Source organism: Paraburkholderia phytofirmans OLGA172 (assembly GCF_001634365.1).
GTDB lineage: Bacteria > Pseudomonadota > Gammaproteobacteria > Burkholderiales > Burkholderiaceae > Paraburkholderia.
The window spans coordinates 1,932,085-1,947,516 of the sequence record NZ_CP014579.1; the positions used below are offsets into that span (position 1 = coordinate 1,932,085).

Here is a 15,432-nt window from a genome sequence, read left to right on the forward strand (position 1 = left end):
GTTTCTCCTGTTTCCCGAATCATTCAAGACCGAACAGACGCCGTGCGTTTTCCCGTCCAATCTTCACGCGATCGGTTTCGCTGATCGAGCACGTGTCGAACCACTGTGACGCCTCGTCATGCGTTTCGAACGGGTAGTCGACCGAATACATGATCCGGTCACTGCCAACCTCCAGCATCGCGGACTGAAGCGTCTGCGTTCTGAAATTCCCGCTCGTCGTGAGGTAGACGTTCTCCTGGAGATATTCGCCCACGCTGCGCTTGCACGGCAGCCCTCGTGGCGCCTTTTTGAGAATGTGGTCGACGCGCCAGACGTTGTACGGGATGCCCTCGCCGAGATGGCCAAGAATCATCTGCAACCCGGGATTGCGGTCGAACAGACCGGACGTCATCAGTCTCAGCGCGTGAATACTCGTTTCCACCGCGAACGCCCAGGTCGCCGCGGTCAGCCACGGAAAACCGTCGTAAATCGGTTCACGCGATGGCAGCGGATCCCGCGGATGCATATAGAAAGGCTTGCCGAGGGCCGCTGCGCTCGCCCAGAAATCGGCGAACTGCGGAGCGTCGTAGTACACGACATTTTCCGCATCGCCCACCTGGGAAAAGCCATTCACCATGAAGCCATGGAATCCGAGATCCTTTACGCTGCGCTCGAGTTCACGTGCCGCTGCTTCGGGGTCCTGCATTGGCAACGCGGCGAATCCGCCCAGGCGAGACGGATGACGGGCAACGTGTTCAGCGAGGACATCATTGGCCCGCCTCGCGACTTCAATCGCCTGTTTGGCGTCCGGGATACCCTCGATGCCGGGTGAGTTGAGCGACAGGATCGAATACTCCGTTCCGCCCTGCTCCATGCGCTCGAGTCGCTGCTGCTCAATGTCCATCAGATTGGACTTCAGCATTTCCCAAACAGCACCAGGCGCATAAATTTTCGACTGCTCAATGGTGAGGTCTATCGCAAAGTGCTCTTCAAGCGCAATCTTGTTTCTCATTGATCTGCTCCAATTCAACGCGTCGCAACCTCATCTGTGAAAAGGACGATGAGGGGCATCACATGGGTTTGTCCCGCCCGGCGAGATATTTGATTTTTCAACTATATGCGCCGAACTTTACTTGATTTTTCAAGTACGTATACCCCATGTAAACCCTGGGCCAGTTCGCCTCTTTCCAGAATCGTCAACTGTCTCGAGAGTCGAGAACCGGTGAGACGCGAGCGGAGCTCGACTGGCAGACGGTCGATCGGGGTTGTCCCGGCGGTAAAGGGAGAAGGATTTGCGCCCCCCCATCGTTGCGGCCACGAAACGCCATGAGTCGGTGGCCCCTTCAGGTTTCACCGCAGGAGATGGTCGGACGCTTCGCTCGATGGTGCTCAAGTTGTGCGAGAACGCTGGCGCTATCGCACCGCACAGGTTAAGTCGGGTGACGTATTATTTGATTATTCAATTACTGGGGCGCAAGGTATAATTGAATTATCAAACATATTGGCTCACGTAAACCCTCAATCCCGGCGACGATCGTGAACACTCCAAAGCGACCAGAAGAACTGGAAAAGGCGATTCCCTTCCTGATGGCACGTGCCACCAGCCGAATGGGAAACGCGTTCTCGAAGGCACTTAAACCGTTTGGCCTGAACCTCAGCGAGTGGCGAGTCTGTGCCTCGCTTCTGTATGTTCCGGGTCAGACTTTGTCTGAACTGTCTGTCCATGCATCATCGGATATTTCGGCGCTCTCCAGAATCATCGATCGTCTCGAGGGGCAGGAGTTGGTGCGACGGGAGAGGAGTGAGACAGATGGACGGTCGATCAGGGTCGTTCTAACGGAAAGGGGAGAAGAGCTTGCTCTGCGCATCGTCCCTGTCGCAAAGCGCCATGAGTCGGTGGTTCTCTCAGGCTTCGCCGCAGGCGACGTCAAGGTGTTGCGCTCCATGTTGCTCAGGTTGTACGAAAACTCAGGCGCGCTTGACGATCTGCCTTAACCTCGCTCCAGTGGTCGGTTTTTTTGCGCGGAGTCAACGGTTCCAGTTGACGCATCCCACGGCGGCCGCGACGACCTCGATTGGATTTGCCACGTTCGCTGGACCATTAGCGGGCCTGGTTTGTCTGCGAAGTGCGTGCGCTGAAGGCAATCTTCGGCACGGTGTTCCAGCGAGCTTCCAGATCCTGTTTCTTGACATGCTCGCTCAATGCATCCGCAAACACGCGAATTTTCGCAGGCTGGTTCCGCCGGCTCTGATATGCGAGGTTGATCGTCAGAGGCGGCAACTCCCAGTCGCTCAATAGCGGTATCAGCCGGCCTGCAACGATATCCTCATGCACGATGTACAGCGGCTGAATGACGATCCCCAGCCCGGCGCGCCCTGCGGCGCAAATGACCTGCCCTTCGTTTGACTCCAGCGCCGCACTGATCGGAATGTTGCGTCGTTCCCGGTCCCGCTTCAATTGCAACAGATGTGGGTTCGCCGCGTAGCTATAGACGAGCAAGTTATGCTGTGCGATGTCTTCGGGCGTCTCCGGCACGCCGTGCTGCGCCAGATAGGCAGGCGACGCGGCCAGCACGCGGCGCGTATGCGCGAGCCGCCGCACAGTAATGCCCGAGTCGCCCTCGTGCTCACGCGTGCGGATCGCGACATCGATGCCCGCCTCGATGAAATTCGGGTAACGGTTCGCCGCCGTTATCTGGACAACGAGTTCAGGGTAGCGTTGATTGAATTCCGGCAGCCACGGTGCGATGTGCAACATCGCGAACGATATCGAGCTTGTCACACGCAACACGCCCCTTGGCCTCTGGGCCATGTCGCTGACTGCGATATCCGCTTCGGCAAGGTCAGCAAGGATCGACACGCAGCGACGTTGATACTCGCGCCCTGCATCCGTTAGCCATAGTCGGCGCGTGGTCCGCTCGACGAGGCGCGCTCCCAACCGGTCTTCCAGCGCGCTCAACATGCGGCTCGCCGCGGCGTTTGAAATGCCAAGCCGCTCCGCCGCCTGGGACAGGCTGCCGAGGTCTGCCGTCAGCACGAAGAACTCCATTTGCGTGTAGCGATCCATGTGACGACTTTTCCGCTTACTGGAAATATGTTTTTACTATAGCTCATATTTCTCCTCGAAGAACGCCGTTACAGTAGGAAGAGACCCCATCCAAGGGCTGAGGTCAGCAACGTGGATTTCAAGGAAAGACCATGCGCAATATCAACGAAGACACCATCACCCAGGCGGTGCTCGCGGCGATGACCGGCTGTACCAACGACAGGCTGCGCACCGTGATGACGAGCCTTGTCCAGCATTTGCATTCGTTCGCAAGAGACGTGAAACTGACCGAGAATGAATGGCTGTACGCAATTAACTTTCTCACCGACGTTGGTCATATCACTGATCAAAAACGTCAGGAGTTCGTACTTCTGTCGGATACGCTCGGTTTGTCGATGCTGGTTACGACACAGAACAACCGCAAGCCGGCCGAATGCACGGAAGCAACCGTTCTTGGTCCCTTCTTTGTTTCAGGCGCCCCCGAATACGCGAACGGAGACGATATTTCCAACGGTGCGGCAGGCCTCCCCTGTTTTGTTACCGGCAGCGTTCGGGGTCTTTCGGGAGAACCTGTCGCCGGGGCAGCGATCGAAGTCTGGCAATCCGATGAAGACGGGTACTACGACGTGCAGTACGGGGACCCTCTGGAAGAAAAGGTAGAGTATCAAGCCCGTGGTCGTTTGCAGACGCTGCCTGACGGGCTCTTTCATTTCCGCTCGATTCTCGCCGAGGCCTATCCCATTCCGCACGACGGACCGGTTGGCAGAATGCTTGATGCGCTCGGACGCCATCCGTGGCGCCCGGCCCACCTGCACTTCTGGATCAAGGCGCCAGGGTACGAACCTTTGATTACACACGTGTTCCGGAATGGGGACAAGTATCTCGACTCGGACGCCGTGTTCGGCGTGCGCTCAACGTTGATCGTCGACTGGGTCGAGCATCCGCCGGGTATCGCACCGGACGGCACTGCGATGGAGACCCGGTTTTACACGCTCGACTATGACTTCGTTCTTAACCCTTCGGAGCAGGGAGCATGAGCGCGCATATCGATACGCAGCACGTGCCAGAGAACGGGCACACCGAAGAAGGGACCCACGATGTCAACATCTGAATTCGTCTATAACGGGCGCGCTACACGCGTCGTCTTTGGGAGCGGCTCACGCACCCACATCGAACGTGAATTGCACACGCTGCACGTACGGCGCGCTCTGGTTCTCTGTAGTCAGGAGCAGCGCACACTGGGTGTAGCGGTTGCCGACCAGTTAGGTTCGCTCGCAGCGGGTGTGTTTGATCGCGCTGCCATGCACGTGCCGGTTGAGCTGGTCACGGAAGTGCGCACGCTTGCCGCATCGCTGAATGCCGACTGCGTCATCGCCGTGGGCGGCGGCTCCGCAATTGGCCTCGCGAAGGGTCTTGCCCTTGAGACGAGCCTGCCCATTCTCGCCGTGCCGACCACCTACGCTGGCAGTGAAATGACGCCCATATTCGGGTTGACCGAATCAGGCCTGAAACGGACTGGCACTGATTTGCGCGTATTGCCCAAAACGGTAGTCTACGATCCAGACCTGACCCTGACCCTGCCAGTAAGCCTGTCAGTGACAAGCGGCATCAATGCAATCGCACACGCGGCAGAAGGTCTGTATTCGCGTGATGCAAATCCTCTTACCAGCCTGATGGCCGAAGAGGGCATCGCGGCGCTTGCGCGCAGCTTACCCAAAATCGTCGCACAGCCCAACGACCCATCTGCGCGCGCCGATGCGCTCTATGGCGCCTGGCTTTGCGGCACAGTGCTCGGAAGCGTCGGTATGGCGTTGCATCACAAGCTATGCCATACGCTCGGCGGCAGTTTCAATCTGCCGCACGCACCCACCCACACCATTGTGCTGCCACACGCATTGGCGTACAACGCCGACGCTGTGCCCGACGCGGTGCGACGGATCGCGCGGGCGATCGGACACGACAATGCCGCGCAAGGTCTATACGAACTCGCGCGCGCAAACGGTGCGCCCGTCGCACTGAAGGAAATCGGCATGCTCGAGGAACAACTCGACCAGGCCGCCGACATTGCGTGCAACAACGCTTACTGGAATCCGCGTCCGCTAGAACGCGGCGCGATTCGCGCATTGTTGCAGCGGGCATTCGACGGTAGCGCGCCAAATGATGGCTTGTAAAGCGAGTTCCGGTTTGCGTGTCACTCTATCAAAAGTGCATTTACAGCGCTCATACAAAGTACTGTCGACACAATCGATAATTATGGAGCAGACCCTGGTTTAAAATCGGTAGATTATTTAATTTTATGCTACTGTGACTCATTGATATTCGTTTCAAAATGTCGCAGCGTATTCGCAAATGGCGTCACGAGCACTCCCTGATGAAAGAATCGCCCGGGCGCGTCGCCCGGCGAAACTGAAGCGTACTGAGCAGCAACGTGCGCAGGAAACTCGTTCGGCCATTTTAAATGCGGCGCTTACCGAGTTTTCATCAAAGGGTTTCGAGGCCACGAGTATTCGCAGCATTGCAGAACGAATCGGGAAGCAGCATCCGCTCATTACCTATCACTTTCGTTCCAAAGAAATTCTGTGGCAGGCGGTGGCCGAATATGTATTCGAACGTGTCCAGCAAGAACGCGATGCAAGTCTACTCAGTTTTGGCCCAGCTAGTGCAGTCGATCGGCTCAAGCTGGCGTATAGGGCGCTGTTTCGCTTCACTGTAGACTTTCCCGAATTTCACCGCTTCGTCCTTCAGGAATCGCTAGGTTACAGCTCGCGGCTGCAATGGCTGGCGGATATCATCTTGAAACCACTGCTCGATTGGCTGCTGCCGCAAATCCGCGCGGTCCAGGAGGAGCACGCGGTACCCAACGTCGACCCGATTGTTTTCCACTACATGTTGATTAGTCTGACGTCGACCCTGTCGGGCTTCGCTCCGGAAATTTCGGCGACCAGTAATCTATCACCGTCCGATCCGGCGCTGGCTAAAGAATATTGGTGCACCGTAGAGCAGCTCGTGTTTGGCGCATCTGCATCACGTTAGGCGATCCCCGTTGGCACACCAAGCACCAAGCTCAGTTGCGTGCCTTGCGCGCTGTCAGTGCCCTACCGGCGCGCGCGCCATTCTCCCTGTCCATTTCCTGACTCACCCAATCGCCAATCGAAACGATGGCGTCCAGGTCAATTCCCGTTTCAATCCCGAGACCGTCCAGCAGGTAGAGCAGATCTTCTGTAGCAACATTTCCGGTGGCGCCTTTGGCATAGGGGCAACCGCCCAGTCCGCCAACGGATGCGTGGAACATCGACATTCCGACCTGAAGCGCGCCGACGATATTGGCCAATGCCTGCCCATAAGTGTCATGAAAGTGGCCAGCAAGCTGCTCCAACGGAAACTCTCTGGAAGCCGCCTCAACAACCCGCTGAACATGGTGTACCGTGCCCACCCCAATCGTATCGGCAATGTCGATTTCGTCACACCCCAGATCGCGAAAGCGCCTGACCATATCGACGACGGCATCAACGCTCACCGGCCCCTGATACGGACATCCGAAGGAGCATGAAATGCTGGCGCGCAATCGCAATCCCGCTGCTTTCGCCATACGCGCCACGGGGGAAAAGCGTTCGAGTGATTCCGTGACAGAACAATTGATGTTACGCATCGAAAATGCTTCGCTCGCCGCACCGAAAATGACGACCTCGTCGACCTTGCTCTCAAGCGCGGCCTCAAGCCCTCTCATGTTGGGTGTCAGTGCGGCATACGAGACGCCCGCTTCGCGATCGATCCCAGCCAAGACTGCCGCGCCGTCGGCCATTTGCGGAATCCATTTTGGCGACACGAAGGAAGCCGCTTCGATTCGTCGTACGCCGGCACCAACGAGCCGATTGACCAGTTCAATCTTGGTGTCGGTTGGTATGAATCTGCTTTCCGCCTGCAGACCGTCCCTGGGGCCGACCTCAACAACGCGTACGTGCCGTGGAAGACCACTAGTCGTGCCGGCGCTCAAAGGCTCCTGTTGATTCATTTTGGACTCCATTTCGTGGCAAGGAGCAACACCCGCGACATGGGGCACGATTGCGACACCGCAGAAGCAGCTCCGTGAAAGAATGAGACCGCATGCCTGCCACTAGCAGGACCGACGGTGCTCGAATTGTGTATACGTCTCGCCGTGGATTGGTCATCACACGAATCCAGGCGAGACGCTCGCCTTCAGCATTTACCTCGAAAGCACCTGCGCCAATACCCGGCGAAGCTCCGCTGCCGGATCATTCGGCAACGTGAGGCTACGCCACGCCACATGATGGTCGGGGCGGGTCAATACGCAACCACTGTCGCTGATTTCGCGCACGCGAGCCCAGTCGCCAGTGTGGTCCGCATAGGGCTGCCGCGGACCAATAACGTGTACGTCAACCTTCAACCCCAGCTCCTCGCCAACTCTTGAGGCAGCTTCAACCCATGCTTCGCCTCCAAGCCCGGTGAACAGCACGAATCGCCCATGTCCCGCGAGGTCAAGCGTGGAGTGCGGCCGTCCACGGGAGTCGGAAATCCAGGCATGCGGCAGACGCGCACCGGGCCATGTCGTGGCGTGGTAATACAGCTCACGGTCACGCGTGAACGTCGGTTCGGCTTGCCCGTCGGTCACCGCAGCGCTCGATTGATAGCGCTGATTCATCTCCACGCCATGGGCGTCCAGTTCATATCGCTTGAACGCCAACGCTTCCCGAATGGCTTCCCGCTGCTTTTCCGCCGCCTCCGTGCTCGCGCTTCGAGCATGCATATTCGCTTGCAAGACTTCCGCGTCGTTCGATTTGTCGATGCCAAGCGCGCTATAGAGCGGGGCGAATTCGGCAATCGATTGGTTCGCGCGGGTGACGACCTGCCTGGCGATCGGCGCACGCTCAGCCGTATAGGTATCCAGAAGCGCTTCGCCTGCGTGACCCTTGATGACTGCTGCAAGCTTCCACGCGAGGTTAAATGCGTCCTGAATCGATGTGTTGGAGCCCAATCCGCCGGAAGGTGGGTGTCGGTGAGTCGCATCGCCCATGCAGAACACTCTCCCCGCCTGCATGCGGGTTGCGTACATGTTGTTCACTGTCCAGGTATTCGCGCCCAACAGTTCGATTTCGAGATCCGGCTTGCCCACCAGTTGGCGTGCGATCGTGGTGGCCTTTGCCTCGTCCACAACCGGAGCAGGCTCATTGATGTCATAACCCCAAACAATCAACCACTCGTGCCAAGGCCGAACCATCCGGATCAGGCCCATTCCGATACCGCCCACTTCCGCGCCCGGTTGCATGATCGGGTACAACACTGCAGGGCGGTGCGCAACGAATTCAGACAGGTCCGCGCGGAACCAGATGTTCATCGACCCCCGCACACCCATCTGCCCTTCGAAAGGCAGAGCCGCGTCCTTTGCGACCTTGGAATTTCCTCCGTCTGCGCCGATCAGGTATTTTGATCTGACCGTGAATTCCTCCCCCGACAAGCGATCGCGACACAGCGTGATCACACCGTCTCCGGTCTGCGTATGACTCAGATATTCCGTGCTCATCCGCGCCTCAGTACCGCGTGCGCAGGCCGTCTTGAACAGCAGCGGCTCCATGAACGTCTGCGGCAAATCGTTCATCTTTGTCGGACTCGACAATTGACGTTCCGCTCGTGACAGCGGATGCAGTCCCCAACTGGGCACCCTGCCAATCTCCTCACCGGTCAGACTTTCGCAGAAAACCGTCCCGCCCATCAGATCCTGATCGGTCGCGTGCAGGTAAGCCTCCTGCTCCACTTGCTGGCCGAGGTCGCGCAGGACTTCCATAGTGCGCAGGTTTGTGATGTGCGCTCGGGGCGTGTTGGCCAACCAACGATATTGGTTGATGACCAGGTTATCGATACCGTACGTCGAAAGCAGCGCGGCAGAGGCGGAGCCGGCTGGCCCCGTCCCGACGATGAGTACATCCGTGGTTATTTCATACATTCGACACCTCCATTTTTCAAACTTTCGCACCCCGCCGCGCCCATATATTTCGGATACCTAATCCATAGCGAGTTTACGAGTCTCGATTTTTGCGAACCTGCTCGGTTTTCGCGAACCTGTCAGGCGGTCTTGTGCTCGGTCAGATTAAGATAGCGGATCATTTCCTCACGCATTGCGAACTTCTGTACTTTTCCGGTAACAGTCATCGGCAATTCGCTCACGAAGCGAATATATTTAGGCACCTTATAGTGAGCGATCTGCCCTCGGCAAAAGTCTTTGATGTCCTCCTCGGTGGAACCCTCACCTTGCCGAAGCACGACCCAGGCACACAACTCCTCGCCGTTCTTTTCGTCCGGCACGCCAAACACCTGCACGTTCTGTATCTTTGGATGCCTGAAGAGGTATTCCTCAACTTCGCGGGGATAGATGTTCTCTCCCCCTCGAATCACCATGTCCTTCAGCCTACCGACGATATTGCAATAGCCATCGGCGTCGATCGTTGCGAGATCGCCTGTATGCATCCATCCGTCAACGATGCTTTCGCGCGTTTTCGTTTCGTCTTCCCAGTACCCCAGCATCACAGAGTATCCTCTTGTACAGAGTTCCCCGGTTTCACCGACAGGTACAGTATTGCCATCGAAATCAACGATCTTGACCTCGAGATGAGGTTGAATCCGCCCGACTGTTGTGGTGCGCTTATCTAGCGGATCCATGGTTGCACTCTGAAACGACACGGGGCTGGTCTCTGTCATTCCATACGCAATGGTGACCTCCCGCATATGCATTTTGGCCACAACCTGATTCATTGTTTCGATAGGACAAGGCGATCCCGCCATGATGCCGGTCCTGAGACTGCTCAGGTCGAACGATGAAAAGTCCGGATGCCCAAGCTCAGCGATAAACATGGTCGGCACCCCGTGAAGCGCGGTACAACGCTCTTCCGAGACTGCCGCGAGAGTCGCACCTGCGTCGAATCCTTCGCCCGGGAAGACCATCTGCGCGCCAACCGACACGCACGCAAGTACGCCGAGCACCATTCCGAAACAATGGTATAGCGGGACAGGAATACAAAGTGAGTCGGCTTCGGACAGCTTCATCGCCATAGCGACAAAACGCGCGTTGTTGACGATGTTCCGATGTGTCAGCGTTGCACCCTTCGGGCTACCGGTGGTGCCACTCGTGAACTGGACATTGATCGGGTCGTAGGGCGAAAGTGTTTGCTCGATTTTATCGATTGCCTCACGCCCTTTGTCTCGAAGAATCTCCTCTCCGTGCTGCATCACCGCGTGGAATGACATGACGCCCGACACGCGCCAATCACCCATGGAAATCACCGCACGAAGGTCGGGCAGGCGTGCGGCCCTCAACTCGTCCGGGTTCTGCGACGCCAGTTCAGGCGCTATGTCGAGCAACATCGAAATGTAGTTCGACGTTTTGAAACTCTCGGCAGTGACGAGCGCTTTACATCCTACTTTCCGCAGCGCGTACTCGAGTTCCGCTACGCGATAGGCAGGGTTGATGTTGACCAATACAGCGCCGATGCGTGCCGTCGCAAACTGCGTGAGCAACCATTCGAACCGGTTCGGAGACCAGATGCCGACCCGATCCCCCGTTCCTATTCCCAATGACAGGAAACCTGCGGCGAGTTGATCGACATGATCGTCAAATTTCCTCCATGTCCACCGCACCTGTTGCTCGCGGAATACCACGGCTTGCTGATCAGGCAACCGGCGTGCTGTTTCCCTTAAAAACTGGCCGACTGTAGACTCGCTCAACGGAACGTCCGTCGAACCCCTTACGTAGGCAACGCCATCGGCAGGCGCATCGAGCGTAAGGGAACCGGGTAAAGTATGCATGAAACCATCCTCCAATCGTTGCTACACGTTTCTAACCAGGAGTCCGTGGAACCGAGGCTATGTCGTGTTTGCAATGCCGCCGGACTTTACCGAACGCTGCACGGCAAAGACGCGTAGGTCGATTTCACGGTCAGGATTGCTGATCATTGTTACGATTTCGTAACTTGATGACTGGGAAACGTTAGCCTATTTCCCGTGAAAGACCATCTCCGCTGGCTCCTGGTCGACGTCGAATGCCTTGGCCGAGTTGATGAAACCCCGCGTGGCGTCCTCGGTGTTGTATAAGTCCATGCAAACATCCAGCATGGCGGCATCCGCACCATTGACGCCACCGCTTGACCACACCTTGAGCAGTGTGCGGGTAGCTGCGTACGACAGCGTGGGGCCGTCGGAAAGCCGCGTAACCAGCTCCGCAGCAACACGTTCGAGCGCATCCGGTTCAGCCACGTACGTCGCAATGCCGAGCTCTCCGGCCACGCTGCCGGGAATCGGTTCGCCCAGCATCGCGAAGCGGGACGCGTTGCTACGCCCCACTCGCTCGGCCAACCGCTGCAGCGCTCCCGCAATAGGAAGCATCGCCGTCGTTACCTCGACGCATCGGAACACCGCGTCGGTCGCCGCCACAATGAAGTCACAGTTCAATGCGAGTTCGAAGCCACCGCCGAAAGCCAGGCCCTGCACCACCGCTACCGTCGGGACGCGAAGCGCTTCGATTGCACGATACGAACTGTTGATTTCCGCGACGAATGTGCGGAACCAGTTCAGGTCCTTATCTGGCCATTCGCGAACTTCTCCACCGAGACTGAAGTTCGGCCCCTCTGCCCGGATCACCAGCACCCGAATGTCGCTTTCGCTAGCTTCGTGAACCGCCTCCCGGAGACACTGTGCAAACCGCGCATCGAGCCGGTTGTAGGGCGGATTCGCCAGGACGATATTCCCAACTTTCCCGTCGCGTTCAAAACGTATGCTTTTCATCGTCTAACCTCGTTTTTCAGTCAAAGTCACCACGCGTCCATGACGCCCCGCTGGAATTCGCAATGCAGGATTACTGTCCATTCAAGGGAATGATTGGAAGCAGCAAATGTGAGGGGCGATCCGCGTCCCGGTAAATCTTGTGAGTGACCGTATTGCTGCTGGTAACGTGATACGGAATGTACTCGACGTCGGTCATCGCGCCCGTTCCCGTAGGCACGTCGAGACTACATATCTCGATACAGATTCGATGTCCGGCCTTAAACTGGTTTGCCGTCGCGAGCACCTGGATTTCATATTTGACGATCTCGCCTGGTGTGACCGGCTCGATCGAACCTTTCGTCAATTTGTGGAACGGTTCCGCAGGCGTAGATCGGTCAGGATCCGTTGCGCGATATGACGCTTTCAACCAGCCGCGGGTAAGTTCACGCTCCGGCAACGTCTCCGGAACCGTCCGTTCGCCGACGCGTGCGGTAACGACCGATACGTCCGGACCCACGTCCTTGAGGACGACGATCCAGTTCGTGTCTGGCTGGTCAATCTCTGCGTAAAGCGTCAGCGAAATCGGCCCCGCTACCAATACGTCTTGCGCAAGCGGATCGGTCATGTAGCGCAGGCGCTCAACCCTGGATGTCTTTTTGAGCGGCATTTGCGTGAAGACATCCGGCTCCCGATGTGCATTGCCGACCTCCGCCGAAGGCCGAGGGGCGTCTGTAGAAAGCTGCTCCCAGCCTGCGAGGTAGTACTTCGCCCATTGCGTTTCAGGCAACGGCCAGTCACTACCTGTTCGCCATTCGTTGGCGCCCATGACCCAGTAGCGGACCGGGGGCTCATCCATGATGCCCGTATCGATACCCTTCAACCAATAGTCGTACCAGCGAATGACCTCGTCGTGGTATTGATGGAATGGCCGTTCCAGATGCGCGGGACCCGTAAAGATCAGCTTACGCGGCTGTTTGACATTCTTGAAGTAATGCTGGGCGCCAAGCCAGTGCAATTTGTAGGTGTAGGCATAGGCGCCGGAACCCGTATAGAACGGCACCTTGATCGACTTGAAGACTTCTTCGGCTCGCTCAACTGTCCCGTCCGGCTCCCACGGGTTCGTCATGATGTGGTACATCACCCCCGTTCTCTGCCCCTTCTGCGTCAGGATGTTGTACAGGTTGATGTACATCTTGTAGTCGGGATTGCGCATGGCTGCGCGCCAGAGCTCCTCCTGCGCATCGGGTAACGTACCCGGCACACCGCGCGGCTCGTGCACAGTACTGAAAACGTCGAGCAAGTAAGGGAATGTGTGGACGACACCACCAGGATTGAAGTCCCGAAACCCGAACATACCGCCGTACGCACTACAAGCGTCGTACGGAAAGATCGCCTTGAGCGCGGGGTGGCCTTGCGCCGCCGCACGCCATTGTTCACCGGCAAAGCCCGAAATACCCACCATCCCGACCTTGCCGTCGGACCACGGCTGCTGCGTGATCCATTCGATCATGTCGTAATGGTCGGTATTCTCCTCGCCATAGTGGCCTTCCGACTTGGCGGAGCCGCGCGGTTGCGCAATTACGTGTACATAACCATTCGCAAGAAAGCGACGCGTGTCCCCAGCCTCGATAGGTCCGAACCAGAGCGGAGCATGCGCGGGCTGCGGGGGCAAGACATCCGCAATATCCGGACCTTGAAGATCCTTGTTGTGCAGCGCCGAAGCGTACAGTACGGGATACTTACCATCCGCATCCGGCCGATAGACGTCTACCGCAAGACGGGTGCCGTCCCGCATCGTTACGATAACGTCGCGTTGCTCAATCATCTCTCCTCCTGTTTCGTTGGCACGTATGGCCTCGACTGACAGCCGTGTCCGGTCTGAAAATATTCCTTACCTGCCGACATGCGCTTTCGTGTTCGCTCTTTGGGAAAGTCGCACGATCAAGCAGGTTCCGTAATTCACTATACTTCACGTTCGTAAAGTATGCAAGACGAACTACGTGCCTCTTCAAGTCCAAAGAGCATCTTCGTCTGCAATTTTGTAAAGCTTGGGGGACTGAATGCCCGTACACCTAACGTGCGAACAACCGGGCAGCATTTTCCCGTTCAGGGGATCCGCGTTGTTGGACCGCGACTCTCCTGGGGAAAAACGTGCCATGTGCCGTCAAAGTACCGGAAAAACAGGAGCACAATCGGCCGCTCCTGCCACTGCCCTACGTCACTGCATGGTGGTGTTCGGCAACGGTGGATCCCCTGCCGATACCGTACTGATGTTCAGTGCGTGTTCGTTCAGTTTTCGCCGTTGTGCAGAGAGAACTCGCGCCATGACGGTCATGCATACGCAAGCCATCAAGAGCGGTATCGACAACAGCACACAGGTGAACAGATATGGAAAGCCCGATATGACTATCAAGCCTATCAACGACGTACCGACAATTGATCCCAGCCGTCCGATCGCAACGTTCCAGCCCCCACCGGAGGCACGGAGCGCAGTGGGATAGAAGATGCCCGGAATGGTGTTGACACAGATCAGCGGGCCGCCAACAGCTATCCCGGACAAGAAGACCACGCCCGTATGCCACTGATTGGTTTCGGACATGCCTAAAGCGATGACAAGCAGGGAGCCTGCGCCGAAAGCCACTGAAATGACCGACGCCACGTTATAGCGACGCACAAGGATAGCGAAAAGAACCGCCCCGCCAAGCGCACCGAACTGGAACATCGACGATACCTGCGAGGCGTCGTGCATCGATAGCCCCACCTGCTTCAGGTGCGTCGGCAACCAGCTCCCAATCAGAAAGAACGCCAGATAACCGGCAAACTCGGTAAACCACGTCAACACGGTGCCGAGCCGGTATTCACCGCTCAATAGCGCCCCGCTTCCGCTGAACGATTCGCGCGTTTCGGCGATGAATAAATGCATTCCAGAAAGGTCTAAGGCCGGAAACACTTTGCCAAGAATTCGTTTCGCCTGCTCGCTGGACTTCCGGCTGGCCACGATGTAGAGCGGTGACTCCGGTACTTGCCATGCGAATAACGCGGCAACGCCAAGCGGCATAAGACCACTCAATACAAGCATGCCTCGCCAACCCAACGTCCCAATAGCCGACGACGTCACGAAACCAGCGGCTGCCGCACCGAAAAGAAATCCACAGTATGTCGATGCGAGCATCGCTGACCGTGAACGGTCGGGGCTATATTCCGCGACGATCGCTGATGTAGCGGGCATCGCTGCCCCGATGCCGAGGCCGGTTATAAAACGCCAGGCAACCAGCTGAAATATCGACTGCGCTTCGCTCGACATCACACCAGCGATTCCAAACCAGGCGATGGCCACGATGCTTACCGTTCGACGACCGACACGGTCAGCCATTGTTCCTCCAACGATCGAGCCAATCAGCAGTCCGGTTAATCCAAAGGCCACCAGAGGCGAGAGCGCCGCGCTCGAAAGCTGCCAGTGCTGGCTTATTGCAGGCGCGATAAAACTGATCACGATCGTGTCGAAACCCTCGATCGCTGTTGCTGCGAAGCAGATGAGGAGCACCGTCCACTGCTTTCGCCCCACGGGCATATCGTTAAAAATCTTGCGCACATCCCGCTGGGCATAGCCTATGCTTTTCATCGCATCATCCTTGATG

12 protein-coding genes are annotated in these 15,432 nt (G+C 57.3%); 4 read left to right on the plus strand and 8 right to left on the minus strand.

What is annotated here, in order from left to right:
- Positions 1-19 precede the first annotated feature (19 nt).
- A complete protein-coding gene (locus AYM40_RS28690; RefSeq protein WP_063499478.1) occupies positions 20-991 on the minus strand; it encodes an amidohydrolase family protein in 972 nt (323 codons plus the stop codon).
- A gap of 524 nt (positions 992-1,515) precedes the next feature.
- On the opposite strand from AYM40_RS28690, the gene AYM40_RS28695 reads away from it, so the two are divergent.
- Entirely contained in the window at positions 1,516-1,974 is a 459-nt protein-coding gene (locus AYM40_RS28695; RefSeq protein WP_335341202.1) for a MarR family transcriptional regulator, read from the plus strand.
- A 106-nt stretch (positions 1,975-2,080) separates the two neighbouring features.
- Here AYM40_RS28695 and AYM40_RS28700 read toward each other — a convergent pair whose 3' ends face one another.
- Entirely contained in the window at positions 2,081-3,046 is a 966-nt protein-coding gene (locus AYM40_RS28700; protein ID WP_063499479.1) for a LysR family transcriptional regulator, read from the minus strand.
- A 131-nt stretch (positions 3,047-3,177) separates the two neighbouring features.
- Between AYM40_RS28700 and AYM40_RS28705 the strand changes: the two genes are divergently transcribed.
- From AYM40_RS28705 to AYM40_RS28715, 3 genes are all read left to right on the plus strand, one after another.
- A complete protein-coding gene (locus tag AYM40_RS28705; protein WP_063499480.1) occupies positions 3,178-4,062 on the plus strand; it encodes an intradiol ring-cleavage dioxygenase in 885 nt (294 codons plus the stop codon).
- 60 nt (positions 4,063-4,122) lie between these two features.
- On the plus strand, positions 4,123-5,196 hold the full coding sequence (locus tag AYM40_RS28710; RefSeq protein ID WP_063499481.1) for a maleylacetate reductase: 1,074 nt from the start codon (positions 4,123-4,125) through the stop codon (positions 5,194-5,196).
- Between the two features lie 178 nt (positions 5,197-5,374).
- The gene (locus AYM40_RS28715; RefSeq protein ID WP_063499482.1) at positions 5,375-6,058 is read left to right on the plus strand and encodes a TetR/AcrR family transcriptional regulator; all 684 of its coding nucleotides are present in this window, start codon (positions 5,375-5,377) and stop codon (positions 6,056-6,058) included.
- Between the two features lie 31 nt (positions 6,059-6,089).
- On the opposite strand, the gene AYM40_RS28720 is transcribed toward AYM40_RS28715, so the two are convergent.
- The 6 genes from AYM40_RS28720 to AYM40_RS28745 all read right to left on the minus strand — a co-directional run bounded on the left by AYM40_RS28720 (position 6,090) and on the right by AYM40_RS28745 (position 15,416).
- A complete protein-coding gene (locus tag AYM40_RS28720) occupies positions 6,090-7,037 on the minus strand; it encodes a hydroxymethylglutaryl-CoA lyase (RefSeq protein ID WP_063499483.1) in 948 nt (315 codons plus the stop codon).
- Positions 7,038-7,229: 192 nt separating this feature from the next.
- Positions 7,230-8,984: an FAD-dependent oxidoreductase gene (locus AYM40_RS28725; RefSeq protein ID WP_063499484.1), complete on the minus strand. Its 1,755-nt coding sequence runs from the start codon at positions 8,982-8,984 to the stop codon at positions 7,230-7,232.
- A 119-nt stretch (positions 8,985-9,103) separates the two neighbouring features.
- On the minus strand, positions 9,104-10,840 hold the full coding sequence (locus AYM40_RS28730) for an AMP-binding protein (RefSeq protein WP_063499485.1): 1,737 nt from the start codon (positions 10,838-10,840) through the stop codon (positions 9,104-9,106).
- 186 nt (positions 10,841-11,026) lie between these two features.
- Entirely contained in the window at positions 11,027-11,815 is a 789-nt protein-coding gene (locus AYM40_RS28735) for an enoyl-CoA hydratase/isomerase family protein (RefSeq protein WP_063499486.1), read from the minus strand.
- A 70-nt stretch (positions 11,816-11,885) separates the two neighbouring features.
- Positions 11,886-13,619: a CocE/NonD family hydrolase gene (locus AYM40_RS28740; protein WP_063499487.1), complete on the minus strand. Its 1,734-nt coding sequence runs from the start codon at positions 13,617-13,619 to the stop codon at positions 11,886-11,888.
- A 393-nt stretch (positions 13,620-14,012) separates the two neighbouring features.
- Positions 14,013-15,416: an MFS transporter gene (locus tag AYM40_RS28745; RefSeq protein WP_063499488.1), complete on the minus strand. Its 1,404-nt coding sequence runs from the start codon at positions 15,414-15,416 to the stop codon at positions 14,013-14,015.
- Positions 15,417-15,432: the final 16 nt, after the last annotated feature.